Genomic DNA, 23786 nt, shown 5'->3' on the forward strand with positions numbered 1-23786 from the left:
ATAGCCGCGAAGCTCCAACCGCATCGGGGCACTCCGCGGTTTCCTCCATCGAGGCTTATTCGACGCCTGCCAACACGCGCAGAAACACCGTCACGTTCCTGTGGCCGATGGCAGGCATCGAATCACCCTTAACGCTCATGGCCGATTGGGTGAGGTCGCCAACGGCCGCTTTTAGGCCAGCTCTGTCTGCAAAACCCGAATTTGTGCACTGACCGGTTTGGAGGAAGTCGTCCGACCGGAGCGGGTCGATCAGCGCAATTTAAGTCTGCCACTGCCAAAGCAATGTGAATCTTGACGGCGCCCAAGATAGACACTTTTGCTCGGTATGGGTTGGCACTGACATGTCACTGGGTAGACACAGGGTCTTCTTGCTGCCTGCCTATTTCATTGCAGTGCTAATGAGGCACTTCCCTGTGCGACGGCGATTCCACTCCCTCACACACAAGCTGTCCAGTTCAGTCCCGTTATATAAGCTTCGGCTGCGTGTTCTGCTGCGTCGTAGGTGAGCGGGATCGCTCACTGGAGTCGATGATCCGTGAGCCTGAGCACGCGTACATGTCGGGGCTCAACGACTTCCGGAACTATCTGATGGCCACGCAATGGGACATGAGCCGGCGGGAGCTGGTAGGGCGCACCTTGAATGCCGATGGATGTGTGCGCATTCAGGCCGATACACTGAGCTTCCAGACACGTATGGATCTCCTGCGCTATCTGCTAACACTTGACGCGCTCGAGGTCGAGCGGGCCGAGCAGCACGACGCCGATCTTGCGGCGGGACGCATCGAAGACAACGCGGAGAACCGGGAGTTGTGCGAGGTGCAGTTCGAGATGATCACACCGGCTCAGCTAGTGGCGATCGATTTTATGCTGTCAATGCACCACTACGCGCCGCACGCTTTTCCGGCGCTGTCCGCGTGGTACGAAGTGAACCGGCTGGGTAGGCGGTACGTCATTCCAAAGGTGGAGCCATTCCCCAAGGTTCCGGTACCAAACTATGGTTGGTATCACGTCGGGCGTTTCGATGCCGAGGCTCCGGCTGATGGTTTGCGTGATTATCTGGCCGAGCAGTGGAATCCATATCGGCACCCCCAGCGCATCTCGACGTATGCGCAAACGAAGCAGGGTGAACGGGTTGTCTATTTCGAGGAAAGCGATCAACTGCGCGCAGACGCTGTACGCGCTTGCGAGTTTGTCACCTGTTCATTCGATCACGACTGGTACTCGCGTGTCCAAGGCCATCCGGCGATCGAGTCCGCGCGCTTCTGGCTTAACGAAGCGATCCTGACGCTCCCGGCCGGAAGCGCTCAACGCTATCAGGACATGGCGGTGCGCGGTCAATACTTCGCGCGGCTCGCGGAGCGTTTGAATCTTTCGCCGACGGAACTGGACCGGTATCTCATCGACAACGCGCTCAGTGATACAGAGGCGCGCGTCATCGAGGCTGGGCAGCTTGATCTATTCGCACTCGCTGCGTAGCCGTTAAACGACTCTTTTCTATCCCTCGCGGGGCATGCCCGCGAGGGGCTGCTCCGCACTTTTTTTGGAGTGGCAAATGACTATAGGACCACGCGTTCCCGGCATGCCGGTGCAGCAGAAAAACGCTCATGTAGATGACGGGCTCGTCGTGCGGGTCGGCATCCCTCATAGTGGCGGCCGGCTTGCGTTCCACGCTTTCAACGAGGGCTACCCGGCGATGGTGTCGGCGTCCGCATTCTGGAACCGGAAGACCGGTCAATTCCGCATCCCGCGAGCAACCGATCTGACGGAAATCGACTTTGCCCTGGATAGCGCGGGTTTTTCGGCGATGAAGCTCTTTCAGTCAAAAGGTGGACAAAGCGGAATTGCGGGCGTCTATCCCTGGACGATGGAGCAGTACGTCGAACTGGCATCCTGCTCAGGGGCGGCCTGGGTCGCCCAGCCGGATATGTGCTGTGAACCGGAGCTCGCAGCGGATCAGGATGCAGTCGACTATCGGGTGAACGCAACGGCAACGTTGCTCGAAGCGATGCTGCGGGTGGTTTATGCCTGGCAGGATCAGCTAGCGGCAAGTTGTAGCGCCGAGGTTGTGCAGAACACTGTCCGGATTCCCGTACCCGTCGCACAGGGTTGGGAAGTCGACGATTACCGACGGAGCATCGACCTGCTGCTCCAAGTCTGGGAGCGGTGGATGCCGTGGATTGCGGCGCCGGTTCTCGTCGGTCTGGGTTCGGTCTGTCGGCGGCACCTGACGGATCGCCGGCACGGGCTGTTCGCCATCCTCGAAGGGCTCGAAGCGCACCTGCCGGCCGGTTCCAAACTTCACCTGTTCGGCGTAAAAGGGCAGGCCCTGGAGCGCGTCAAGATGTATGACTGGGTGGCGAGCGTGGATTCCATGGCACCGGACTTTGCTGCCCGCGTGAAAGCGCGGCAGGCGGGGACGCCCAATACAATTGCTCACCGGGCGGCCGAGATGGACCGTTGGATGAGCAGTGCGTCGCGGCGGGTCGCTCCTCGGAGCGGCGATCAGTTTCGCCTTTCGTTCAACGGCTAGGCGCCGATAGTATTGTGATCAGCCCGCGGGTTCCTCTGGAACCGCGGGCTTTTTTTTGCTGTGCGACCAGCGCCAGCATAATCGCAGTCGAGCTGCCAAATCGCGCGTTTAAACGGAGGGGCACAGAACGTCCACGCTCACATCGAAAAAGCCACTGCATCCGGTACAGCGGAACAACCGCCGTTTGATTTCCGCCGCCGTCCGCTTCCTGGTCCGTTTGAAGCCGTGCGGCCGTGCTTCCACCCGCTTCAGGCAGTGCGGGCAGTCCATCATCGGCCACGGTGCCTTAAGGCCAAGTCGCACGCGTTTTTCGTAGTTACCCGCAGGATCGAGCGCCAGTAACCATTCGCGAAACCGCCTGACCCATGCCTTGACGACCTCTGGGGTTGTGCCCAGTTGATCTGCGGCATCTGCGAGCGGGCGATGCTGGGACAGAAGCGGAAGGATCCCGTAAGCGATGTCCTTCCGCAACATCTTCGCCAATGGCGTACGGGTCGCCCTCGAATACAGACGGGCGCAAGCGCGACATGGAATTGGGGCAAAGGCGAGTCCGCGCGCCTGGCGGAAACAAGCCTCGTAACGTCGCGGCCGCAATGCGGGCAGGGTGGAGGGTCGACACTGTCCGACAGCACTTCATCGACGTGGCGTCACAGAAACTTCGTCAGTTCCTTGTCCTCAGCCCACCTGCGCGGCAGATGACTGTTCTGTCGCAGCGGCCCGCCGAAATCAAACCGGCCGGCGTCGAGCGGAGCGACCGGGGGCGCGGGCACAACTGCTGGCGTAATGCGCGGCTCCGTCGTAACGGAACCCGCCTCGACACGCGGCAGATCTGGCGCGTCAAGTCCGGCGCGGCGGCGGCGCTCTGCCGCGTTCAGCGCCAGGTCGTTGACGACCACAACGGCGACAGCGCTGGAGTTTGAGTTCACGTTGAGCGGCCAATGGCAACCGCATGAGGGACATTTCACCTGCCGTCGGTTGTCAACGCTGAAGCCGCCATTATTGAGCTACCCCTCATACCCGCATCGGGTACAGGTCCCGTGCGGGCGGTACTTGAGCCCGAGCCGAACTAGCGGCGTCCAACGGCCGTCCGGATCGTTCAGTGCGATCAGTTGTCGGAACCGCATCAGCCAGTTCGAGATGGCGCCGTAGTCGATGCCGAGACGTCGCGAGACTTCCTCGAGTGGCAATGGCTGGGACAATAGCCGGAAGAATTCCGGCATCTTCGTCGCGAACCGCAGTCGTGCAATGGGAGTTCCCGTCAGACGGGTGTATAGGCGACGACAGTCGGCGCAGCGGAAGTACGGCACCGCGTGGTACGCGTTTGCCCGCGTATGAAACCGACCCCGGCCACCGTTGCAATGCGGGCAGGGAGGGATTGGAAGCGCGTCGACCGAATGCAGTTCCGCCCATAAGGTGCTGACAAAAGCCGTGAGCGCGGGAATCTCGCTCTCGCCGTAGTCACGGTCCTTACCGCGCGTCAGGGGATCGTCTGCATTGAACACGGCGGTGAGTACGGAGACTGGTCCGGACCCGGTTGCCTGAACTTTCACGCTGCGTTTCCTTGCCATCACATTTCGGGCCACTTAGACAGACACCGATTTTAATAGTATCGCCGAGGGGCCGGCCAGGGATCATCCTTGCCCCAGTGTGTCGAAGTCGCGGAAAACTTTGAGAAGGTCGTTGCGCAGTTCAGAGACATCCATTTCGTATCGCGCGCGTGTCAGACCGACATAGAGCAGGCGCTTTTCCTCGTCGGTCATCGTTGTGCGGCCGTCATCTTCGGTCCTGAAACGGAAATCGCCGCATACCTTGACCCGGTTCCATTCGAGACCTTTTGCCCGGTGGATCGTTGATACGACATAGTCTGCTTCGGCTTCCGGCGACGCGCGTGACAGGAGCTCGCGCAGATATGCTGTGCCTTCCCGGTCGATGATCTGGACGATCGGCAACAGGTCACGACCTGCATAACTCGCCGCGTACTCCTGGACGTCGCGCCACGTTTCGAAGAGCGCGAGCGATGCAGGGCTGAACGCGCGTTGCCCGCGCATCAACCGGTCGGCGCCGTCAGCAAATGCGAGGATCTCGTCGATGTTCGCGCGCACTGCTACCTTGTGGCCACTTTGCAACCCGTTTGCCAACGTTCCGATAACCGTTACGTTCTTCCGGCACAGGATTGCGTCGAAGGTACGGGCAGGGTCATGCTCTTCAAAAAAACTGGAGCTCACACCGCTCTGTCCGCGAATCGGCACACGTTCTCCGAGGAGGTTGAGAACTCGCGAGGCCAGCGCCGCGAAGTGAGGCCCGAAGCGGAAGGACTCCGTCAGTGCGCATTCCTTCGCCCTGATGTATTCCATCGCGTTGACCGCGCCACGCCACTCGTAGATCTGCTGGTAGGGGTCGCCTACATAGATGATCTGCGCGTGCTCCTGCCGACGCAAGACGGAAAGCATCAGGCCGTCGCTATCCTGGGCTTCATCGAACAGGATGAAGTCGGCGCCGATCTGCGGACGGGATCGCTCCCACGTTTTCAGATACGTGTCCGGGGTGATGGCGGTCTTACCGTTCGGGTCGATGCTCTCGTTCCAGTGCCGAACAACGAAGGGCAAGAGCATCGCACGCAGCTCGTCTGCAGCCTGCTCGGTGATCATCTCGTCGACGGGTATATGCCACATCTCTGGCTCGTCCTGAGCTGACCGGCAGAAGCGTGCGGCGCCGTCGGCGACCAGCCGGCCGACCTGGAACGCCGAGAGTTCGATGTTCTTGCCGATCACTGTGGGAACGCGCACCGGTCCGAGTCCATACCTGCTGGCGAGCATGTGAGGCGGCTCCTTGGGCAGATTCAGGCGCGCCGTGAGCGCGCGGGCGGAAGCACGGAATGCGACCGAATGAACGGTCTGGCACATGACGTTGCGGGGAAACTTCCGCTTGGCTTCGGCGGCGATGTCCCGGTTAAAGGCGAGGTACTGGCCGCGCTTCGTGCTGAACCGCTCGGCAATAATGCCGAGCGTAGAGGTCTTGCCGGCGCCAGCGTACGCTTTGACCTTTACCGTCTCGCCGGCGGCAACTGTCTCGAGTGTATGGAGCTGCTCGTCCGTCGGTTTCAATGCTGTCATGACGTGCAAGGTGGGGTAGATAACTGCGACGTTTGCGTCGCAGTTGTTGGGCAACACGAACATTCTGTCAGCCCTGCGACGGAATACCGTCGGGGAAAGAGGCGGGAATAGCACGGCCTTTTGGCGGTTACTGCCCCGCAGTCCCTTCCGACCTCAGCGCAAGGCGCTAAGAATGTCCCTCGGAACAGCCAGCGGCTCCGCGTGACTGGTGTGTACTCGCGTGTGGCCCGCGACGACGGACTCGGACCGGATCGCCACACGTTCCCGGAACAGTCCACGCGCCGTGGTGACATGTGTCGCTTCGTACGGATTGCCGCGCCTGATGTAATCGCCCACATCGAAATCGATGGGAAACAGGGACGACTGTCCGTCGTTCTCGACGACGAGCCGGATGGCGTTCAACGGCACACCGCGCAGGTGAGTGTCCAGAATGCGATTCAGGATCTGATCCCGGATGATGGATGAGTCCATCGGACCCTGGTATTCGGCCTTCGTTTCAAGCAGATGGACAATCGCCAGACGCTCAGTTGTTGCGGTAAGCGCAATGCGGAATTGAAGGGCGCACGGCCGGCCCGTTTCATCGGGATAGGCCATGTCCGCGAACGATGTTTTGTATGGCATGCAGCACTCCGGACAAAGGTCTTGCCGGCACAGACGTACCGGCAAGACCAGCCTACGGAGTGGGACGCGAAGTCAAGTCGCCTGGGCTCTGATGGTGTCGCGGATGCGGGTAACGGTGCGATGACTGGTGAGGCCCAGCATTGCGCTCGTCTGCTCGTTGGTGCGGCCAGAGAGCAGCTGACGACGCGCGAAGGTATTGCGCAACACGCGCGGGCTCATGTCCGGCGCGGCAAAGCCGATTGCGTCCAGTGCGTCGCGGACGATCGCGCCCAGGAGTACATCGTTGATCGGTTTGTCGTCTGTGCGCGGCGCGGGGAAAAGAAGCGCGCCGTCGGGCGACGGATGAAGCCGTTGCCATGCCGCAAGCGCGGGCGTCGAGAAAGCGGGAAGGGCCACGGTCCTCTCGAGGCGTGCGCCTCGCTTCGGAACGAACACCTGCGGCCTTATCCCCTCGACGACGATGTCGCGCCATCGCGCGCCGCGGAGTTCGGCCGCAGTGAGGCCCGCGCCAAGCAGCAGAGCTACGACCGCGCGGTTGCGGCACAGGCGGCCATCGTCGCCGGCGTCGGGTTGGACATAGCCTTGCAGAGCGGTGTCTGCATCGGTATCGAGAAAGAGCGGTTCGGGCTCGTCCTCGGGCCAGGCGGCCGAGAGCGCGAAGGTTGCCGCCGGATTGCTGTGACGCAGGCCGACGTCGACCAGATGGCGACACAGCCGGTCGATCAGTTTGACGTAACGCAGCCGGGTGGTCGTACCTGGCGCACAGCGGTTTTCGACGTCGTCAAAGAATGACTCAAGGTGCTCGGGCCCAAACGTCGCGAGTGCCGCGCCGCGCGTGACCAGATGGCGCAGGAACCGGTCGAACATCGCCTTGTGCTGCACGATCGAGCGTTGGGAGAACCGGCGGCGATCCGCGCCGGCCGCCTCGGTGGTCTGCCAATACAGGTAAGCGGTATGTGGCTCTGCTGTCCAGAGATGCGATTCGTTCATGGCATTCAGCACCTTATATACTGAAGTGACGTCATCCCTACGCCTGGCGAATCTCCGATCCGCCATTCGGTCTGCAGGAAGAGGGGGCTGTCGTCCCACCCTCATAGGCGTCGGAGATGGCACGCAGGCACTCAGCAGGACCGCCCTGGACGATCTTTGCCGCGCACGCGAGCATCAGGTTAAGGTGAAGCCCGAAATCCTCCACCAGGTAGCCGCGTTCGCAGACATCGCCGAGCCGTGTCGCGCTGCGTGGCACGCGCTCGCGCAGCGCGGCGAGATCCTCCCGATAAGCCCAGATGGGCTTCCCAAGCGCAGCCGCAAACCCGATTTCGAACGCGGTGCCGCTGTCCGGCTCGCCCGCGCCGCGAAAATCTGCCACGTTGGCCATGACGATATCCGCGCGTCCGATCGCGGCGAGGTTGGAGCGATAGATCCACGCAGCTTTTTCCTGCGGTGACAGGTCCGCCGGCGCCAGTGCATCGAGCGGGTAGAGCCCTTCGAATCCGGCGTCCGCGCACATACGCTGGAGCGAGCGACCGTAGTCGAGCGCATCGACGCGGAAAACGTCGAACCCCGCGAGATAGATCCGGGCCTTTGCAACGCCGTACTGCGCGCCGCTCATTCGGTGATGCGGAAGCGTTCGAGGTCCTGATCCTTGAGCCAGTGCGGTGCGCGGCCGCGCCCGCTCCACGTTTCGCCGGTCTCGGGATGGCGATACTTCGGCGCCACCGGCACGCCGGCGTCCTTGCGACGCTTCCCAAAGACGTCTTCCGGCGTGAAGCCGAACTCCGCGACGGCCTCGCGCACCCGTTCGAGCGCCGCACTGGCCTCTTTCTTATGCGCTTCGGCGATCAGCTTTTCCAACTGCTCCTTCTGCGCAAGCAAGTCCCTATAGCGTTCCATTTCGTTGAATTTTCGTTGGTTATGATGGACGATTCTACCAGGCTCCAGCTGCCGTCAAGTCCGCAGCCGGGCCACACCAATGAGCGCACACTCGACATTCACTGCAACAGGTACTGATGAAAAGAATTGCTGTCCGCCGCTCGGGCGTTCACGGTCGCGGCGTCTTTGCACTACATCCCATCAGGGAGGGCGAACTCATCCTTGAGTACGCCGGCACCGTCATGAGCTGGAAGCGGGCGATAACCCGCCATCGTCGGTTCGGCAAGGAGGGGCACACCTTCCTTTTCGGACTATCCGATGGGCGGGTCATCGACGGTTCGCTTGGCGGCAACAGCGCGCGCTGGCTCAACCACGCGTGCGTCGCCAATTGCGAGGCCGTCGAGTCCAATGGAAGGGTACACATCCATGCGGTCTCGGATATCGACCCGGGCGAGGAGCTTTTCATCACCTATGGGCTCTCGGTAGAGGGCCGCCTGTCGGCAGCCGTGCGGGCGCAGTACGAGTGCCGCTGCGGTCACCATCGCTGTCGCGGGACGATGCTCGCCGTGGCGGGACGCTTGACCTAGCGGCGGCGTCGGCAGATGCAACGCGTCGCCTGCATCTCTTCGTCCGCAGGCAACACGGTTCGGTCGTCAAGCGCGGGCACCGCCCACCCGAGCTTACCCGGCCCGGTCTGGCTGCGCCGCGGTTCTCGCCGCACGCAACCGTTCACGAAGCAGGACCTTCTCGACGACCGGCAGATCCGCGGCGAGCTCGTTGCATTTCTTGTGGGCCAGCGCCAGATTGGCGAGCCGCGACGAGCCTCCGTCTTTCTCTGATAGCAGGTGTTCAAGCGTGACGTTTTCATCTTCGAGCGCGGCACCACAGGAAAAGCAGTTACTGCAGTCCCGGGCGCGTAAGCTCCTTAGACGCGATGACCGCTTCTTCTGACTGGGATTAGGGGCATCTGGCGCTCTTCGTGCAGACGATCGAACTCCGTTTCCCAGTGGCCGCGTGAGCCTGATCGTCATCGGTGTCATGTGGACCAGTTCGGCCGCACCCTTCCCGATTAGAGCCATTGCACGTTCAAGCGAGCAGTTCGACGCCGCCACGCCAGCTTGATCCAATACCGAAACCGTAGACATTCCTGCTTCCGTTTCCATACCAGGCGGCGACGCCAGGCCATCGACAATCATACGCGACCCGGCGCATGGGGCCGCGAATGGCTAAATCAGCCGCGACTTCCCAGCGCATCGGCGCCGCTCAATGAAAAATATTCTCCGGTCGATCCACCGGTGCCATTACAAACTGATTTCGGGTCATGGCAGTCTTCTCGAGCCCGCGCGCGGGCAGTCCACAGTACTGGGTCGCCGCGGACACGGACGAGGTTGCTTACCGGAGAATCGGGAAAGATGACCTGATCGCGTTGCTGGAAGCGACGATCGGCTGGCACAGGGAGCGTACAACGCAGTATCCTCTCACCAAAATAAGGAGGTGATATGCGCCATCCGTTTCGTTCGGTTCTACCCTGTTTCGTCGCCGCCGCGACACTCGTTGTCACTCCGGTGGCATCGTTCGCTTGCACGCGGATTGTCTATCTTGGTGACGACTACGACGTTATCACGGCCCGATCGATGGACTGGAAGCTCGACATTTCCACCAATCTCTACATCCTGCCGCGCGGTATTGCCCGCACCGGCGAGGCCGGTCCGAACTCACTCAAATGGACCTCCCGATACGGCAGTGTTGTCGCTACCGGCTACGACGTATCCACTACCGACGGTATGAACGAAAAGGGTCTCGCCGCGGAACTGCTCTGGCTGGTCGAATCGCAATATCCGGCTTTTGACAGGAACTCGAAACCGGGCCTCACCATCGCCGCCTGGGCGCAGTACGTGCTCGACAACTTCGCGACTGTCTCGGAAGCCATAGCCGCACTCGAAAAAGAGCCATTCACCATCGTCACAGACAATGTCCCCGGAGAACAGCGCCTCGCCACACTGCACCTCGCCATGTCGGACGCCTCTGGCGATAGCGCGATTGTTGAGTACGTCGCCGGCAGGCAGGTTATCCACCACGGCCGGCAATATCAGGTCATGACCAACTCACCGACCTTTGACGAACAACTCGGCCTGAATGAATACTGGAAGAAGATCGGAGGCACCATCTGGCTGCCTGGCACCAACCGCTCTGCCGACCGCTTTGCGCGCGCATCGTTCTACATTAACGCCATCCCCAAAAGCGAGGATCCCGCCGTCGCACTCGCCAGCGTCTTCAGCGTAATCCGGAACGTGTCCGTGCCTTTCGGAATCACCACCCCGGGTGAACCAAACATCTCATCCACCCGCTGGCGCACCGTCGCCGACCATAAGCGCAAGCTCTACTTCTTCGAGTCGGCGCTCACCCCCAACACATTCTGGATCGACCTCAGGAAGGTCGATTTTTCCGCCGGTGCACCTGTCAAGCGTCTCAATCTCGGTAAGGATCAACGCAATACGTTCGAGGGCGAAGTCTCAAAGGACTTCCAGCCTGCACCACCGTTTCCTTTTCTGGGTATCGACGCCGGTAGGTCCCGCTGACGCATAGCGTCCAATCTGCGCCATGCCGAGCCCGGCCGTATCTGCCTGCTTGGTTGAAGGTTAGTCGCGTGGAAGCGGTTGTTCAAATTGTTGCAACCAGAGGCTGGTTGGAGCCGGCGGCGGCCCTCAGGCGCACGCGGCTCCAGGCTGAAATTCTTCCCAATCATTCGCGGACGCTTTGCGGTGAAGGGTGCGCAATGGGGGACCTTCCACGGCGAGCAAGCGCGATGACGGAAGAATCTGCATCCATCCAGGGATGGTAGTGCACGGATGTTCTCCCTTGGTCTATCGTGACCTGACCAAGGGGGAGGCCGCGATGACCGAATGGGAAGTCACCCAATTATTGGGGTTGAGGTGCAGTGAAACCGAAATCCGGGTCGTGGACCATCCGCGTCCTGACATCCGTCATCGTGCCCGCCTAACGTATCTTCGCGGCGTATCGATGGCGGATGTGTTCCATAATATAGGCGTGCAGGCCATCACCGGCAACGGCCAGCCGTTTTAGCTGCTCGACTTTTTCAGGTCCCGGCGTGAAGTAGTTGTACAGGTAGCCCGATCCATCCCGGAAATGCACCCGAATCGCTTCCCGGAAGAGTTCATATCCGACGACGGTGCATTTCCCGTTCGGCTCGCCATAGTACTCCATGCATAACCCCTTCATATGATTAGCAACGCTTTCATACACAACGACTGACAGCGTTGCCACGCGCGGCTGCAACGCATTTCAACATGCGCTTCCACCCCATCATTTACCACGCCCACCGAATACCAGCATTGCCCGTCACCGTGCGTTGATGTTCACCGCCCAGACTGGTGATGTAGCTGACCGTCGGTATGTGAACAACAATACCTATCAAAATTCGGCACAACCCGCACCGAGGCAGTCGCCGTTGATTCGAATGCTGGCGCGGTCCTTCTTCATATACGCTTCTCGGACCTACTCCAAGCCGTATCAGGCAATCGCTGCCGCGTCGTCGCGCCCCTAAAGTGTGCTCGCCGGAAGGACCTGGGGCGGTCCCCCGTCGCCGTGTTTCGCCTCCATCGCGCTCTCCTGAACGACCACAGTGCGTCGAAATCGTAACATCCGCCTCTGGCGGGCATCGGCGAGCCCGACGCGCCACAGAAGACGGGTGTAGCAACAAAGGTCAAAACGTGATCTTGCCTGCCAACACTGCGACGCGAACCACCACCGCGAGCACGATGGCGATCGAAACAATGCTGAGGACAATACTCTTGACATTCGCTTGCCTGGTTTGTGGCGCAGCGCAGCCGAAGCCGGTTAATACCGTCTGACAACTCCGGAAGAAAAGTGGGAGCGTGGCTTCCGAATTGGCAGACGTCGGCCTGTGCATCATTGCAGTTGATTCCGCACGCGCCTGGCGAGCCTGTCGCCACGGATCAGCTACATGCATCCTAACGCGACCAGAAGCGGAAGAATGCAAGCCAGTCGAACCCACGCCTGCACGTTAGCAACAATGTTCATCTTTGGTCCCGTTTGCCGATCTGCCCCGCCTTACCGACCACATCCTGCGCGTCGCCCGGCTACGAGGCCGTGCCCCGTCATCGTCTGCGAATCATCCTGATACGGGTACGGACGCCAGTCCGTTCAACAAGATCGCTTATGGATTGCAGCGCCTAAGCGCTTATCTTGGCTGTAACCGAAGTTTGCGCGGCTGGAATACACGCGCACAGAAAACCGGAGCGGGAATGCCCTGGCTGAGCGGATTCTGCCGGTCGGGAGAACCGGCAAAAGCAGAGGGCGGCAACTGCGCCAACCAACCTCAGCCTGCCGCGGTTTTGCGGCCGGTCAAGCTGACATTTGACCGTTATCGCGCCCGATGGTTGCCGATCACCCGGCTCCAGTTTTTCCGCCCATGCCAGGCGCAAACTGGGCGCCACCGTAAGGAAACCTTAAGAACCCACGTGTCAACCTCGTGCTGGAAAAAGGTCACATGGAGGCTGATATGCTGAAATTTATCGGAACCGGATTGGTTTGTGGGTTGTTGATTGCAAGTACTGGTGCTCACGCATTCAGCGGCGAGGAGCTCGCCAGGGACGCCAGGGTTGGCATCGCGCAGGCGCGCTCTATCGCACTCAAGGCACACCCCGGCAAAATCATCGACGAGGAGCTGGAAAAAGAAACGGGGGGCAGCGGGTTACGATATTCCTTCGTGATCCGCACGGGACAGCTGAAGCAGGAGGTTGGCATCGACGCTCAGAGCGGAGCGGTTCTGGAAAATAAGACAGAGGGCCCGAATCCCGACTGAAGGCAGACCGTCATGGTCGAAGTTGCGTTTTGTCGGACGGCAAGCCCACACAGCTCGCGTGCAGACCAGCAGATGTTCAACACGCGAGCCACGGCAACGCGCTGTCAGCAGGTGCTCGCCGGCGTTTTGTTCAGCCTCACTCGCGAGGGTCCCTGCGGGCGACGCGATACCTGTCTGATGCAGCAGTATCCTGCACGACTTTTCGACGGACCAGGCAGGCAGCCACGACAGGATAGCCGACGCTCGCGAAGCCCGGGCACGGCGCGCCGTTGTCGACGGTGGCCGGCCGTCCCGCAAAGTCCCGCCGCCATCGACTACTTCACGGATATGCCGGGACTGAGAGTCGAGACGGCCGAAAACACACGCGGCACGGGAATTGCGAACGAAGTGAGGCGGCGTCGAACCAGCCCGGTTGCAACCAGCCGCTTTGCGTTCAGGGGAGACGGTCATGAGCATTGCCAGAAAGGGAGCGATGTTTTCGATGCTGATTTTGAGCTTTTCGAGTGCCGCGTATGCAATGGGAGCCGGTGGCGGCGGTGAAGGCGGTGGGGCCGGGAGTGCGGGCCAGGGTGGCACCGGAATGGGAACGCCCAACGCGAGTGGCGCTACGGATACGATGTCGGGCGCCTCCGGCGCGGACACGATGGGTCACCCTGGCAGCAAGTCGAAAAACCAGATGCAGAAAAAGGGAGGAATGGACTTGCCTGCTTCCAGCAGTGACACAAAGAAGACCTACTAGAAAACCGGCGTCAGGTTCCTGTACCGGAGGCTGGAACTGAAGACTCCCGAAGGTGGAGGGGCTTGAATCCTGACTGTCGTACCCATCCGCGCGAACGTGCGATCTGCTCGCCCAGCGCCTTGGGGAAACCGGGGTGCCTGGCCCGCCATCGTCCCGCTCGGGTCCCTCGCGCATCGCCATGGCGCTGGCGCCGTCCTCGAAGCACTGCGCTCATGCCACCGGGGTGGGCCACGGTGGCATAGACGCTAGAGGGACAGTATCCGTCTGCCCGGATCGGCTTGCCGGGAAGCGCGTTTCAGTGTTCGCCCGGGCGAACCGCCGGGTCACCTTCCACGACCTCCCGGGTCGCTGACCAATACGGCTGCCGGTTGTAGTAGCTGTACGTTGACTCTGCCCACTTCGCATCTGCCATCGCCGGCCAGTGGTCCTTGTCGAAGCCGGGGTCATCCTTGAGGCGCTGCGCGGTAATGTCGACGAAGAAGCACTTCTCGTCCGTGTCGAGAGTCAGTGCACTCCAGGGGATGGCGTGCAGGTTCGAACCCATTCCCAGGAACCCACCCTCAGAAAGCACGGCATAGGCGATGCGGCCGTTCCGGACGTCCAGCATGATGTCTGAAATTTTCCCCACGTGTTCGCCATCGGAGGACATGACCCTGTTCCCGTCGAGCGTTGCTGCGGCCATGACGTCCGGCCCCGGTCCTTCGCCGACCCCACCGCCGACGATGTTCGCTCCGCCTTGAGCGCCACCTTGCGGGTTGATTGAGCCCATATTCACCTCCTTCAATAAAGTTACAGCAGTGGCACGCAAGCGACGTACCCGGGCCGACGGAGGGTCAAGCGCCTCCCTTCTTTCCGGGAACACAGGAACGCCTTCCTTCACAGCATGAATTCGACGGACTTTCTTTTTCCCGGCAACCGCGCAGGTGCAGAAAGGTCGGAGGGCCCGGATTGCCAGAATTGGCGGCGAGCTTCAGGACAGGAATTCTGGAAGTGATCGCAGGCACTGATTTGTGCACCGCGCATTGTGCGGTCCGTGCTTTTATCAAGCGCCATTTCGTTGCCACCCGGCGGCGATTTCATTGCCAGATCCCGTCAGCTACTCTCGACCCCACAGCGCGCGCCCTGTGCTGCAATACCGCATCGCCGCGCGGTCTCACTCCACCTGTGGACGAGGCATCGGTTCTTCGCCGTTTTTTATTTCTCGCACTATGGCCGCGAACCTGACGAGGTTGACAGTCGATGCCTCGCGGTCGCTCTTCGGTGCGAAGTACCGCTCAAGCGCCGCCTCCTTGACGGCCGACAACCGCAACCCGCACGACTGGTTGCTCTGCAATCAACTTCCGGCTGTGTCCATCGGGCGGAAAGGACGCACCGGTTGCCGTCGTCGTGCCGAAAGTAGAACAAGGCGCACATTGCGGCACGCACGGGTCGCTCGGCCGGGAACACGTATTGCGCGCGTCGCGTGCACGACGGCGTGAAAAGAAGCCGCCGGGCGGGCAGTACGCCGATTGTCACGGTCATCAGGAGGCGGTATGCGACTCTTAACAACACAGGACGGACTTCCCCGCGTTTCGTGGGGCGCCGTCATAGCGGGCGTGATTCTATCGCTCATCGTTTATCTGGTCCTAAGCGTGCTGGGCACGGCGATCGGCGCATCGTTACTGTCGCCGCTGTCGAGGCCCAATCCGCTGCACGGCTTCGGATTCGGCTCGGGCGTGTGGATCATCGTGACCACGGTCATCGCGGTGTTTGTCGGTTCGTATTTCGCGGGCCGCTGTGCGCCGGTACTGGGCTGGCTGCATGGTCTGCTCGCCTGGGCGGTGATGATTCTGGCCGTCGCGTACGGCATGACATCGATTATTGGCGGCGCCGTCAGTGTCGCGGGCAATGTCGCGTCTGCAGGGGCTGCGGTGGGTGCGACTGCGGGCAAACAGCCCGGCGGCGGCACGGTAACGGACCCTGTTGCGCAACAGGTGCAGGGCATGATCGCGTCGGCCGCCTCAGAAGTGTCCAGTCCGTCGGCCGCAGAGGACGCCCGTCAGGTCGGCGATACGGCAGCCCGGGACGTTGCGCGGGCAAGCTGGTTTTCATTCGCAGCGCTGATCGTCGGTGCGGTCATTGCGCTGGGGTCGGGAAGCCTCGGATTTCGTCATCAGCCGCCTTTCGAAGAAGGTGGGGGCGCTGCCCGAGACGACGCTGGGTTGAGCGGTACGGCGCCGCGTGGGACCCGAGCTTCGCGGCCTGTTCGTTGAGCGGGTCAGGGTGCCGCCGGACGTGTGGGCTTCAGTGCAGGGTAAGTTCCAGCGAGAAACGTCGGGATTCAATGCGCGCTGAGCACGGGATGTCAACGTCGGCAGATCCGAGTTGACGACGGGCACTGTTTCCCCACCGTTGGGCGCGTGTATCATGGAAATCTCTCCAATGGGACGCGGTGCGACCCGGGTCCCATCAGTCCGACGTTGTCAGGCGATCGGTCGAATGGGCAGAAATGCGGCGTACCCGGAGTGCGGAAGGTCGGGCACGGGACGACATCCTGTGCAAGGTCGGCAGTGGTTGAGAAAACATGGGCTCTCGAATGAACTCCATACACCCCTCGGCTGGAATCGCGAAGCGGCTGGCCGCTCATCGGTCCCACGTGACGTTTGCCGCGATAACTCTGGTGCTGTCTGCGTGCGGAGGCGGTTCGGACGACAACTGTCTGAACAACGGCACCTGCTACACGGTCGGCGGCAGTCTTGCCGGGTTGCTGGCGAACAGTTCGGTTACCCTACAGAACAATGGCGCCGATAATCTGGTGCTAAGCAACAATGGAGGATTTTCGTTTAACCACACGGTGGACGAGTCCCGCAACTTTACGGTCACGGTTCTAACGCAGCCCGTCGGACAGGCCTGCACCATCGACCACGCGGATGGCAGCGGATACGGTCCGTCCGACGAAAACGTTGATGTTAACTGCACGCCGAACAGCCATTCCCTGGGCGGCACGCTAAATGGTCTCGCGCCGGGGACGACAGTTACCCTGCAAAACAAAGGCGCAAATTCTCTCACTCTCGCAGCAAACGGCGGTTTCAGGTTTCCCACGAATGTGAAATACGGTGATGCCTATTCGGTTATGGTTTCCGTCCAGCCGAGCCCGCCAACGCGGGCTTGCACGGTAACGAACGGCACCGGCACCGTCCCGGACAGCGATCTGTCGACCGTAATGGTGACCTGTCAATGACAGCCACGATCATGCAAGTACCCCGGTCATCCCGGTCCTGAAAAATACCTGTGTCGGGGCGCTTGATCGCTGACGCCAGAAAGCGGCTGTCACGACAACGTAATGCCGACTTCTGCCACTGTCATGCCAGGCGCCACATGCGGCGATGTGACGGTGCGAGCAAGGCGGTGTCTTCCGGCAACGGCGACGGTACCTGCCGCCCTGGGCTCAGCGGTTGCCCCGTGGGCGCACGCCAATCGCCGTGCAGACGGCTATGGCTACTGCGTCAATCTTGCTGGCGGGGGGAACCGGCTGGAGTTCGCCAACGGGCTCGTGGAACTGCCGGAGCACGTTGCCTTGGGCGTCAAGGTATCTGCCGCCTGCGATGCCATACTGGTGGCTTGCGCAGTCCAGTACGAAAAGTGTCATGTCCGCCGCATACTGCGTCCCGACCGCTCCCTGTGGCGACGCATAGAACGTCTTGGTCCAGACCTTGACCAGTCCATGCGATTCCTGCTGCAGCGATTCCGCGTCCACGAAAACCTGAACATCGGGGCTCGCGGCGACCGGCACCCACGCCGCGCCTGCCGCCACGTTCAGTGACGCGACGACCATCGTAATGAAAGGCACGAGCCGTCGACTAACTAGCCCGCCGACTCCAGATGCGGCAGTCGTCCAGGTTCGCCCGGTAGCGCATTGCGTCATGATAAGTTCCCGATGTGTATCCAGCCGGAAGCGGTCCCGGGGACGGTCGGCAAGACCGGTCTCACAGGGCGTCTCTGAGTACGATAACGGACAGGACCGGGGCGCCGTTGCGCACTTCGCGCACTTCACGCATTCGCGGACCGGCGGTCGCTGGTTCACAACACCGTCGCCACCGGGCGCCGTCAGGATGCATGTGCCTGAACGGTCCGACGGGCGCCGCGATCCGCCAACAGCCCGCTGTCACGACCATCCGCCGGTTTCAGTGCAACAGCCCAAATACCGCAACGCCATTCGTCGCGCCGACATACACATGACCGTGCGCGATCATCGGCGTGATGAACTTGTTGCCCGCGCCGAACGCGTCGCGCGCACCGGACTGCGTACTGTCGTACAGCTCCCGACCGAGATCGCCCGCGTCAAAGGCATGCAGGCCGCCCGTCGGCCCGTTCTGCGCCGCCCAGACGATGCCGTTCGTCGTTCCGCTGGCCGAGATGCTCGGCGTCGCGCCGGGGTAGGGGAATGTGCCGGGACTATGCGACGACGGCGTCGTCGCGAGCCGTGCGGCGCTCAGGGGAAAGGCCTTCAGACTGTCGCCAACCGCGCCGAAGTAGACGACGTTGTTGTAGTACGCCGGCATGCCAAACTCGCCCCCGGGCAACTGGCCATCGACTTCCTGCCAGATCAGGTTCGCACTGGCGTTGAACCTGCCCATCGCATCGCGATTGACCACATAGATCTTCGAGTCCTTGCCGGCACCCAGCGCCAGATGGCGGATCGCGCCGCTCGCATCGGTCAGGTCCGGCAACACCAGTGCGCCGCCGGAACCCAGGTCCGCATCCTGCGCGGACTGGGCAATCGTGTCGAAGGTCGCGAAGTAGTCGGCCACCGCAAGCCGCGGCGACGTCGACAGCCTGAGGAACGCGTTGCCGTAGTCGCCGTTCACCGGGAAGCCCTGCGGGTTCAGCGTCGGGTCGAAGGTGCCGTTTGCGTCGAGCAGGTAGAGCGAGGTGCCATCCGACGCCATGCCGGCGCCGCTCATCCAGATAGAGCCTTCGCTGCCGTTGGGCGTCAGGTTCAGTGCGCCCGTCTGCGTCAGCGTCCGGGCGTCGTAGGCCATCACCCAGCCGCCATAAGTCCCCTGATCACAGTGTGAAGTCCAGCCGAGATAGACGTTGCCATTGACGAGCGCCAGTGCCTGCCGCTCCGCGTACTGCTGCGGGTCGAAGACAGTGACACCGCCGGTGCCGGGATAGGTCGCCGCGATCTCCGTCGGGCCGCCCAGCATCTCGGCACCCGTAGCGAGGTCGACCGCGTGTAGCCGCTGATGGATGCCGCCGCCCGCATCCTTGCTCATTGCGACCGCGTAGAGCACGCCGTTCGCGCCGCGGGCGCGATCGATGACGGGCGTGGCGGTAATGCCGATCTCCGGTGTGATCTGCCCGCAGTGCCGGTCGTCGCTCGTCGTTTCGCCGGCGCCGCGCAGGGAGCGTTGCCATAGCTGCGCGCTGGTGTCTGCGTCGAACGCGTAGACGCTGCCATGTTCGCTGACGACATAAACGACATTGTGGGCCACCCCGCCTATGCTGAGGTTGCTGACGTACAGCGGCTGCGCATCGACCTTGCCGTCTGCCGGCAGGAACGCGATCCTGCCGAAGCCTGACGCGTTGACATTGGCCGGCGTGAGGGAAGTTTCGACAAGGTACTGGCCGGTGCGCGCGAGATCATTGTGGTAGGTCAGTACATCGGTCGATGCGGCGGGATTACCGGAACTGCTGCCGGTACCGGAACCTCCGCCTCCAGAACCTCCGGTGCCACCGCCCGAACTTCCCGCACCTCCGGTGCCACCTCCCCCGGTTGTTCCCGCATCGACTGTCGCTCCGCCGCCACCGCTGCACGACACACACGCGGCCGCAAGCAGGGTGAGCAACACGCGCGGCAACCGGGACTCGATGCGGGAGTCGCCCCTGCCGCGACTGCCGGAATGTTCGATGCGATCCATGTGAACCTCCGGGGATCGGTTGCGTAGGCGGCGGCCACAACGTTGCCCGACCGGCGCAGTTGATCCGCGTAACCACACCGTTCTTGCAGCAAATCTCACGCCCGGAATAGACATTTGCAGCCGACCGAAGGCGACCGGCGACGTGAGGCGGGTCCTGGTCTATTGTCTTGGTGTGTCCTGCTCTACATGGACTGGCAGACGAACAACCAGTAAGGCATTCGCGTCGATGCCGCGCTGCCGGGAAACGGTCCCGCGTCAGTCAATGGTCGTCGCCTGCGGCAAGGCGAACTCGCGCAGCTGGAATTTGCCGTTGTTGTTGAAGAGCCAGTCTTCCAGCAGTTCCAGATGGCCGCGCCCGTCGAGCAGGTCCGGCGGTGGTTGCGGTAACGGCGCTGCCCGACGCAGCGCCGCGAGGGCGATGCGTTCGGCGCCACTGTCGCCGTTCGACCGGTAGACTGAAGACGACACGATCTGCCCATTACCGTCTACGGTGAATGCAACCACCACGACCGAGCGAAGCATCGCCTGCGGCGTCCCGTGCAGCACGGATGACGGGCTGCGCTCAAGTATGCGTTGGGCCACGCGCTGCCTGTACTGCTCGAGCGCTGCCGTATCCAGCCGCTGCGATGGGGCGGTCGCAGGCAGGCTGAACAGAGGTTTCGGGGGAGGGGTGACGGTACAGCCCGCCGCTGTGCCGAGCAGTAATGCAAGCATGCCGACGATGAGGCCCGAGCTGATCGGGAGTGTTAAAGAAAGCGGCGGGGTCTGCGGGTAAGACATCGGAAGCGCGCCTTTGGCCGTGCGTGACCAGTGCCTGATCACCATGACCCATGTTAGCGGAATCAGTCCCTCCCGGAAGCGGACGTCACGGGCACCTTCACACGTGTCTCATTCGCCACGGGGAGCCGCACCGCAGCGCAAGGGTTCGAGCAGGAGCTGGCTTCCCTGCGCCCCGTCTCGCTTGCCGTTCGCCGGACATGAAAATCAATGCCATGCCCGGCGGGTCGACGGCCGGCCGTACCCGGTCAGGCTTCTCCTTTCCTGAGACGCCCCCTAGCTGGCCTGCCGTCTTTCGACAGGGAACCGGATTTCGAAGGTCGTGCCGTGGCCCTCGCGGGACTTGAAATGGATGCGGCCCGCGAGAACCTGGCAAAGCTCCCTGACGATAGCCAGCCCGAGGCCCACGCCCGGTATGTCGTCGCCAGCGGCCCGTTCGAACTCGTCAAAAACGCGGCCCTGGTCCTGCGCCGCAATGCCAACACCGGTGTCAGCGACACGCAGATACCAGCTATCCCCGCCAGCGTTGCCCATCGCCAGTTCAATTTCACCAGCCTTCGTATATTTGGTCGCGTTGGACAGCAGATTGAGCGCCACCTGTTTCACCTTGATGCGGTTCGACAGCACCGTTGTCGCGCCAGCGTCGAAGAAGGTAGACAGACGCAATGCTTTCGCCTCAATACCCGGCCGGCAAGCCGTGACCAGCTCATCGAAAAGTTCGCGCAGGTCGAACTGCTCGACGGCGAGCGGCGTGTTGTCGCTCAGCACGACCGAGTACTCCACCATGTCGTCCACCAGCTGCTTCATGTCCGCCGCCTGCCGGGTCGCGAGCGCAAGGCCGGCCTCCGCCTTTGATGGGGCGCGGGATATCAGCTGCAGTGCGATCGAGAATGCGTTCAGGAAATTGCGCAGGTCGTGCACCACACTGCGGGTGATCTGCATGCGCGACTCGTAGAGATCGCTCACCAGCTGCTGTTTCAGCGTCAATTCATGGTTGGCCCGCTCCAGACTGCCGGTGTATTCGTCGATCTTCCGGTCGCGTTCGGTGACGACTTCCCGGATGGACGTGACGGTGACGAAGCCGATCGCTTCATCGATCAGCCGTCCGGCACGCCGTTCGTGGCGCCTCGTGAACGCGACATCCGATTCGGCGAACGTCTCGGCCGCATCCGCCAGTACGTGCCGGAACAGATCCAGTTCGTGAACCAGTTCATCGATGCGATAGCCCTGTCGCCAGCGTACCTTTCCATGGGTGCGGGCGTCGCGTTCGATCGCCGGCTCCGCCTGTTCAAGATCCTGTGAGTCGAGCGCAGTACAGATCCCGTCCAGGATTTCCGGTAGATGATCGGCGAGCTGCTCGTAGGTCAGCTTGTCGGCCTCGAAGAGGCCAGCATCGCCCACCACCGCGTGCATCCATTTTTCCGTCAGGCTGGTCCGCTGCTCGCGCAGGAATCCGGCAAAGCCGCGCAGGGGTGCTACTCGCATGTCAGTCATGATCGTTATTTGCAGAATAATGTTTCGGCAGTCGCTGATGAGCGTTCCCCCGCTGCGTCGAACGTGCGGGTCCCGGAACCTGCATTCGCGTCACGATGACCGGAACAGGGGAAAACCAGTCCGGATACACGGCCGGCCCGGACGCGCACCATTATCCGTTAATCCAGTGGCGGGAACACGTTTTGCTTCGCTATTCGAAGGTTCCAGAAAGATAAACCGAAGGTGGGTCCGGAATGTATTCGATCCTGCTCGTCGATGACGAGCCTGACCTCCTCGCGGTGTGGCATCTCATACTGAGCGGGGAAGGATATGACGTACGGTGCGCGAGCAACGGCGCTGAGGCGCTGGAGTGTCTCAGGCAGCGCGTGCCTGATCTCGTCGTCACCGACTGGATGATGCCATTGATGGGCGGGGCCGAACTGTGCCGCCGGATGCGGGCGCAACCGGAACTGGCGCGCGTGCCGATTTTCGTCCATACCTCCGCGCCGCTCCCACAGAAAAAAGGCAATGCATGGGATGTCTGTCTGCAGAAGCCGGTCCCGATGCAGCTTTTTCTCACAACCGTTGGACGGCTGTGTGCGGCGCGCGGATAGTCTGCCACGCGCGCCAGGTCGATTGACGATGGTCTGGCAGGCCAGCTGTCGAAGTACGAAACGGCGCCCTAAAAACGGTGCCCTGAACCTCGCACCTCGCTTTGAAACCAGGGAGAAAATCATGCACAGGAGACAGTTCATTCTGACAACCAGCGCGGCGCTTGCAGCGGGCAGCCTCGGGCTTGCCGGCTGTACCACCACTTCGTCGAAGTCTGCGTCGAGCACTGCGGGGAACGCGGACAAACGTCAGTCGATCAATGCCGGTATTGATTCGACGCTGGCGCGCCTGTATTCAACGGCCAACGGTTCGCGCGAACTCGTCGCGAAAGCCCGCGGCGTGCTGGTCTTCCCGTCCGTGATCCAGGCCGGCTTCTGGATCGGCGGCCAGTACGGCGAAGGCGCATTGCGCGTCGGCGGCCAGACCGCCGGCTACTACAGCACCGCCGGCGGCTCGTTTGGCCTGCAGATCGGCGCGCAGTCCAAGGCGATCATTTTCCTGTTCATGACGCAGGATGCGCTGGACCGGTTCCGCAACAGCGAAGGCTGGGCAGCGGGGGTTGACGCGACGGTCGCCGTCGTCAAGGTCGGGGCGAACGGCAATATCGATACGTCAACGGCGACCGCGCCGGTCGAGGCCTTCGTGCTGACCAATGCCGGCCTGATGGCCGGTGTCTCACTGGAAGGCACCAAGGTCACACGGCTGAAGATCTGAGCGCCATCCGGTACGCCCCGGCCCGGATCGCCATCGCATCCGGGCATCGGGATCCCGCCGTACGCGTGGTCAACGACGCGCAGCAGGGCGGACGATCAGGGCGAGGCATATCTGAATTCAGGTAACGCGGTCAGGGAATCCCGGGTCGCGCCTGGCAGACGCATCTGTGTGCCGGCGACCTGCAGCCTGGCAAAGGGCACCGCGATCAGATGAGTACCGAGGCCGAGAAAGCCGCCGACCGACAGGATCGCGTACGTCACGTTATCCTTCGGACTCACAATCAGATCGTCGATCGTTCCGATTGCGTCCCGGCTTTCGTTGTAGACGGTCGAGCCGATGACTTTCGAGGCCCGATAACCGGACGCCACCTGGACGACATCGACCCGACTCGCGGTGATCGACTGCGCCGTCCCCTGGGCCCGCAGGCTGTCAGTGGCAAACGCGGTGGCGAGCAGAACGGTGCAGGTGATGATTGCGTACTTCATATCAACCTCCCTGTGTATCGGACATGCCGCCCTGAAGCAACAGGGCTGCAGTGGTGGTCGTTTCAGGCGTGGCAAAAGCCATCCTCCCTGCTACGGGCGCT

28 protein-coding genes are annotated in these 23786 nt (G+C 62.0%); 11 read left to right on the plus strand and 17 right to left on the minus strand.

Going from position 1 to position 23786, the window contains the following annotated elements; all coding sequences use genetic code 11:
* From ACAX43_RS26305 to ACAX43_RS26315, 3 genes are all read left to right on the plus strand, one after another.
* A partial coding sequence (locus ACAX43_RS26305; RefSeq protein ID WP_370711341.1) for a hypothetical protein occupies window positions 1-212 on the plus strand: 212 nt, incomplete at its 5' end.
* A 316-nt stretch (window positions 213-528) separates the two neighbouring features.
* The gene (locus ACAX43_RS26310; RefSeq protein WP_370711342.1) at window positions 529-1476 is read left to right on the plus strand and encodes a hypothetical protein; all 948 of its coding nucleotides are present in this window, start codon (window positions 529-531) and stop codon (window positions 1474-1476) included.
* Between the two features lie 103 nt (window positions 1477-1579).
* Window positions 1580-2530 carry a hypothetical protein gene (locus ACAX43_RS26315; RefSeq protein ID WP_370711343.1) on the plus strand — a complete coding sequence of 317 codons (951 nt, stop codon included), beginning with the start codon at window positions 1580-1582 and terminating at the stop codon, window positions 2528-2530.
* Between the two features lie 108 nt (window positions 2531-2638).
* Here ACAX43_RS26315 and ACAX43_RS26320 read toward each other — a convergent pair whose 3' ends face one another.
* The 8 genes from ACAX43_RS26320 to ACAX43_RS26355 all read right to left on the minus strand — a co-directional run bounded on the left by ACAX43_RS26320 (window position 2639) and on the right by ACAX43_RS26355 (window position 8157).
* Window positions 2639-3004, minus strand: coding sequence for a DUF746 domain-containing protein (locus ACAX43_RS26320; RefSeq protein WP_370711515.1), 366 nt, complete (start codon window positions 3002-3004; stop codon window positions 2639-2641).
* 173 nt (window positions 3005-3177) lie between these two features.
* Window positions 3178-3456: a hypothetical protein gene (locus ACAX43_RS26325; RefSeq protein WP_370711344.1), complete on the minus strand. Its 279-nt coding sequence runs from the start codon at window positions 3454-3456 to the stop codon at window positions 3178-3180.
* A gap of 78 nt (window positions 3457-3534) precedes the next feature.
* Window positions 3535-4080 carry a DUF746 domain-containing protein gene (locus ACAX43_RS26330; protein WP_370711345.1) on the minus strand — a complete coding sequence of 182 codons (546 nt, stop codon included), beginning with the start codon at window positions 4078-4080 and terminating at the stop codon, window positions 3535-3537.
* Window positions 4081-4161: 81 nt separating this feature from the next.
* The gene (locus tag ACAX43_RS26335; protein ID WP_370711516.1) at window positions 4162-5643 is read right to left on the minus strand and encodes a 3'-5' exonuclease; all 1482 of its coding nucleotides are present in this window, start codon (window positions 5641-5643) and stop codon (window positions 4162-4164) included.
* A gap of 153 nt (window positions 5644-5796) precedes the next feature.
* Window positions 5797-6264 (minus strand): hypothetical protein, encoded by a 468-nt coding sequence (locus ACAX43_RS26340; RefSeq protein ID WP_370711346.1) that lies wholly within the window; start codon window positions 6262-6264, stop codon window positions 5797-5799.
* 72 nt (window positions 6265-6336) lie between these two features.
* Complete coding sequence (locus ACAX43_RS26345) at window positions 6337-7254, minus strand: tyrosine-type recombinase/integrase (protein WP_370711517.1); 918 nt, start codon at window positions 7252-7254, stop codon at window positions 6337-6339.
* A gap of 37 nt (window positions 7255-7291) precedes the next feature.
* Entirely contained in the window at window positions 7292-7876 is a 585-nt protein-coding gene (locus ACAX43_RS26350; RefSeq protein WP_370711347.1) for a nucleoside 2-deoxyribosyltransferase, read from the minus strand.
* On the minus strand, window positions 7873-8157 hold the full coding sequence (locus ACAX43_RS26355; RefSeq protein ID WP_370711348.1) for an H-NS family nucleoid-associated regulatory protein: 285 nt from the start codon (window positions 8155-8157) through the stop codon (window positions 7873-7875). Before ACAX43_RS26355 ends, ACAX43_RS26350 begins: the two co-directional genes overlap by 4 nt.
* Before the next feature lie 116 nt (window positions 8158-8273).
* On the opposite strand from ACAX43_RS26355, the gene ACAX43_RS26360 reads away from it, so the two are divergent.
* Complete coding sequence (locus ACAX43_RS26360; protein ID WP_370711349.1) at window positions 8274-8723, plus strand: SET domain-containing protein; 450 nt, start codon at window positions 8274-8276, stop codon at window positions 8721-8723.
* A 93-nt stretch (window positions 8724-8816) separates the two neighbouring features.
* Here the strand turns inward: ACAX43_RS26360 and ACAX43_RS26365 are convergent, their stop codons facing one another.
* Window positions 8817-9281, minus strand: a complete 465-nt coding sequence (locus tag ACAX43_RS26365; RefSeq protein WP_370711350.1) for an HNH endonuclease — start codon at window positions 9279-9281, stop codon at window positions 8817-8819.
* Window positions 9282-9635: 354 nt separating this feature from the next.
* On the opposite strand from ACAX43_RS26365, the gene ACAX43_RS26370 reads away from it, so the two are divergent.
* Entirely contained in the window at window positions 9636-10715 is a 1080-nt protein-coding gene (locus ACAX43_RS26370) for a linear amide C-N hydrolase (RefSeq protein WP_370711351.1), read from the plus strand.
* A gap of 418 nt (window positions 10716-11133) precedes the next feature.
* On the opposite strand, the gene ACAX43_RS26375 is transcribed toward ACAX43_RS26370, so the two are convergent.
* A complete protein-coding gene (locus tag ACAX43_RS26375; protein ID WP_370711352.1) occupies window positions 11134-11361 on the minus strand; it encodes a hypothetical protein in 228 nt (75 codons plus the stop codon).
* A gap of 1318 nt (window positions 11362-12679) precedes the next feature.
* Between ACAX43_RS26375 and ACAX43_RS26380 the strand changes: the two genes are divergently transcribed.
* Together ACAX43_RS26380 and ACAX43_RS26385 are read left to right on the plus strand one after the other, a co-directional pair.
* Window positions 12680-12982, plus strand: a complete 303-nt coding sequence (locus tag ACAX43_RS26380) for a PepSY domain-containing protein (RefSeq protein WP_370711353.1) — start codon at window positions 12680-12682, stop codon at window positions 12980-12982.
* 448 nt (window positions 12983-13430) lie between these two features.
* Window positions 13431-13721, plus strand: coding sequence for a hypothetical protein (locus tag ACAX43_RS26385; protein ID WP_370711354.1), 291 nt, complete (start codon window positions 13431-13433; stop codon window positions 13719-13721).
* A 295-nt stretch (window positions 13722-14016) separates the two neighbouring features.
* Here the strand turns inward: ACAX43_RS26385 and ACAX43_RS26390 are convergent, their stop codons facing one another.
* Both ACAX43_RS26390 and ACAX43_RS26395 read right to left on the minus strand, forming a co-directional pair.
* Window positions 14017-14490, minus strand: a complete 474-nt coding sequence (locus ACAX43_RS26390) for a PRC-barrel domain-containing protein (RefSeq protein ID WP_370711355.1) — start codon at window positions 14488-14490, stop codon at window positions 14017-14019.
* A 107-nt stretch (window positions 14491-14597) separates the two neighbouring features.
* Window positions 14598-14801 carry a hypothetical protein gene (locus ACAX43_RS26395; protein WP_370711356.1) on the minus strand — a complete coding sequence of 68 codons (204 nt, stop codon included), beginning with the start codon at window positions 14799-14801 and terminating at the stop codon, window positions 14598-14600.
* 452 nt (window positions 14802-15253) lie between these two features.
* Between ACAX43_RS26395 and ACAX43_RS26400 the strand changes: the two genes are divergently transcribed.
* Together ACAX43_RS26400 and ACAX43_RS26405 are read left to right on the plus strand one after the other, a co-directional pair.
* Entirely contained in the window at window positions 15254-15973 is a 720-nt protein-coding gene (locus tag ACAX43_RS26400; RefSeq protein ID WP_370711357.1) for a YrzE family protein, read from the plus strand.
* 323 nt (window positions 15974-16296) lie between these two features.
* On the plus strand, window positions 16297-16941 hold the full coding sequence (locus ACAX43_RS26405; protein WP_370711358.1) for a hypothetical protein: 645 nt from the start codon (window positions 16297-16299) through the stop codon (window positions 16939-16941).
* Between the two features lie 207 nt (window positions 16942-17148).
* Here ACAX43_RS26405 and ACAX43_RS26410 read toward each other — a convergent pair whose 3' ends face one another.
* The 4 genes from ACAX43_RS26410 to ACAX43_RS26425 form a co-directional block, all read right to left on the minus strand.
* A complete protein-coding gene (locus ACAX43_RS26410; protein WP_370711359.1) occupies window positions 17149-17550 on the minus strand; it encodes a surface-adhesin E family protein in 402 nt (133 codons plus the stop codon).
* A 334-nt stretch (window positions 17551-17884) separates the two neighbouring features.
* Window positions 17885-19624, minus strand: a complete 1740-nt coding sequence (locus tag ACAX43_RS26415) for a pyrrolo-quinoline quinone (RefSeq protein WP_370711360.1) — start codon at window positions 19622-19624, stop codon at window positions 17885-17887.
* 255 nt (window positions 19625-19879) lie between these two features.
* Window positions 19880-20338 carry a TonB family protein gene (locus ACAX43_RS26420; protein ID WP_370711518.1) on the minus strand — a complete coding sequence of 153 codons (459 nt, stop codon included), beginning with the start codon at window positions 20336-20338 and terminating at the stop codon, window positions 19880-19882.
* Between the two features lie 339 nt (window positions 20339-20677).
* Window positions 20678-21895, minus strand: coding sequence for a sensor histidine kinase (locus ACAX43_RS26425; protein WP_370711361.1), 1218 nt, complete (start codon window positions 21893-21895; stop codon window positions 20678-20680).
* 233 nt (window positions 21896-22128) lie between these two features.
* On the opposite strand from ACAX43_RS26425, the gene ACAX43_RS26430 reads away from it, so the two are divergent.
* Window positions 22129-22488 (plus strand): PleD family two-component system response regulator, encoded by a 360-nt coding sequence (locus ACAX43_RS26430; protein ID WP_370711362.1) that lies wholly within the window; start codon window positions 22129-22131, stop codon window positions 22486-22488.
* Between the two features lie 121 nt (window positions 22489-22609).
* The gene (locus ACAX43_RS26435) at window positions 22610-23200 is read left to right on the plus strand and encodes a YSC84-related protein (protein WP_370711363.1); all 591 of its coding nucleotides are present in this window, start codon (window positions 22610-22612) and stop codon (window positions 23198-23200) included.
* 95 nt (window positions 23201-23295) lie between these two features.
* On the opposite strand, the gene ACAX43_RS26440 is transcribed toward ACAX43_RS26435, so the two are convergent.
* The gene (locus ACAX43_RS26440) at window positions 23296-23685 is read right to left on the minus strand and encodes a PRC-barrel domain-containing protein (protein WP_370711364.1); all 390 of its coding nucleotides are present in this window, start codon (window positions 23683-23685) and stop codon (window positions 23296-23298) included.
* Window positions 23686-23786 lie beyond the last annotated feature (101 nt).

Source organism: Paraburkholderia sp. IW21, from assembly GCF_041321145.1.
Classification (GTDB): Bacteria; Pseudomonadota; Gammaproteobacteria; order Burkholderiales; family Burkholderiaceae; genus Paraburkholderia.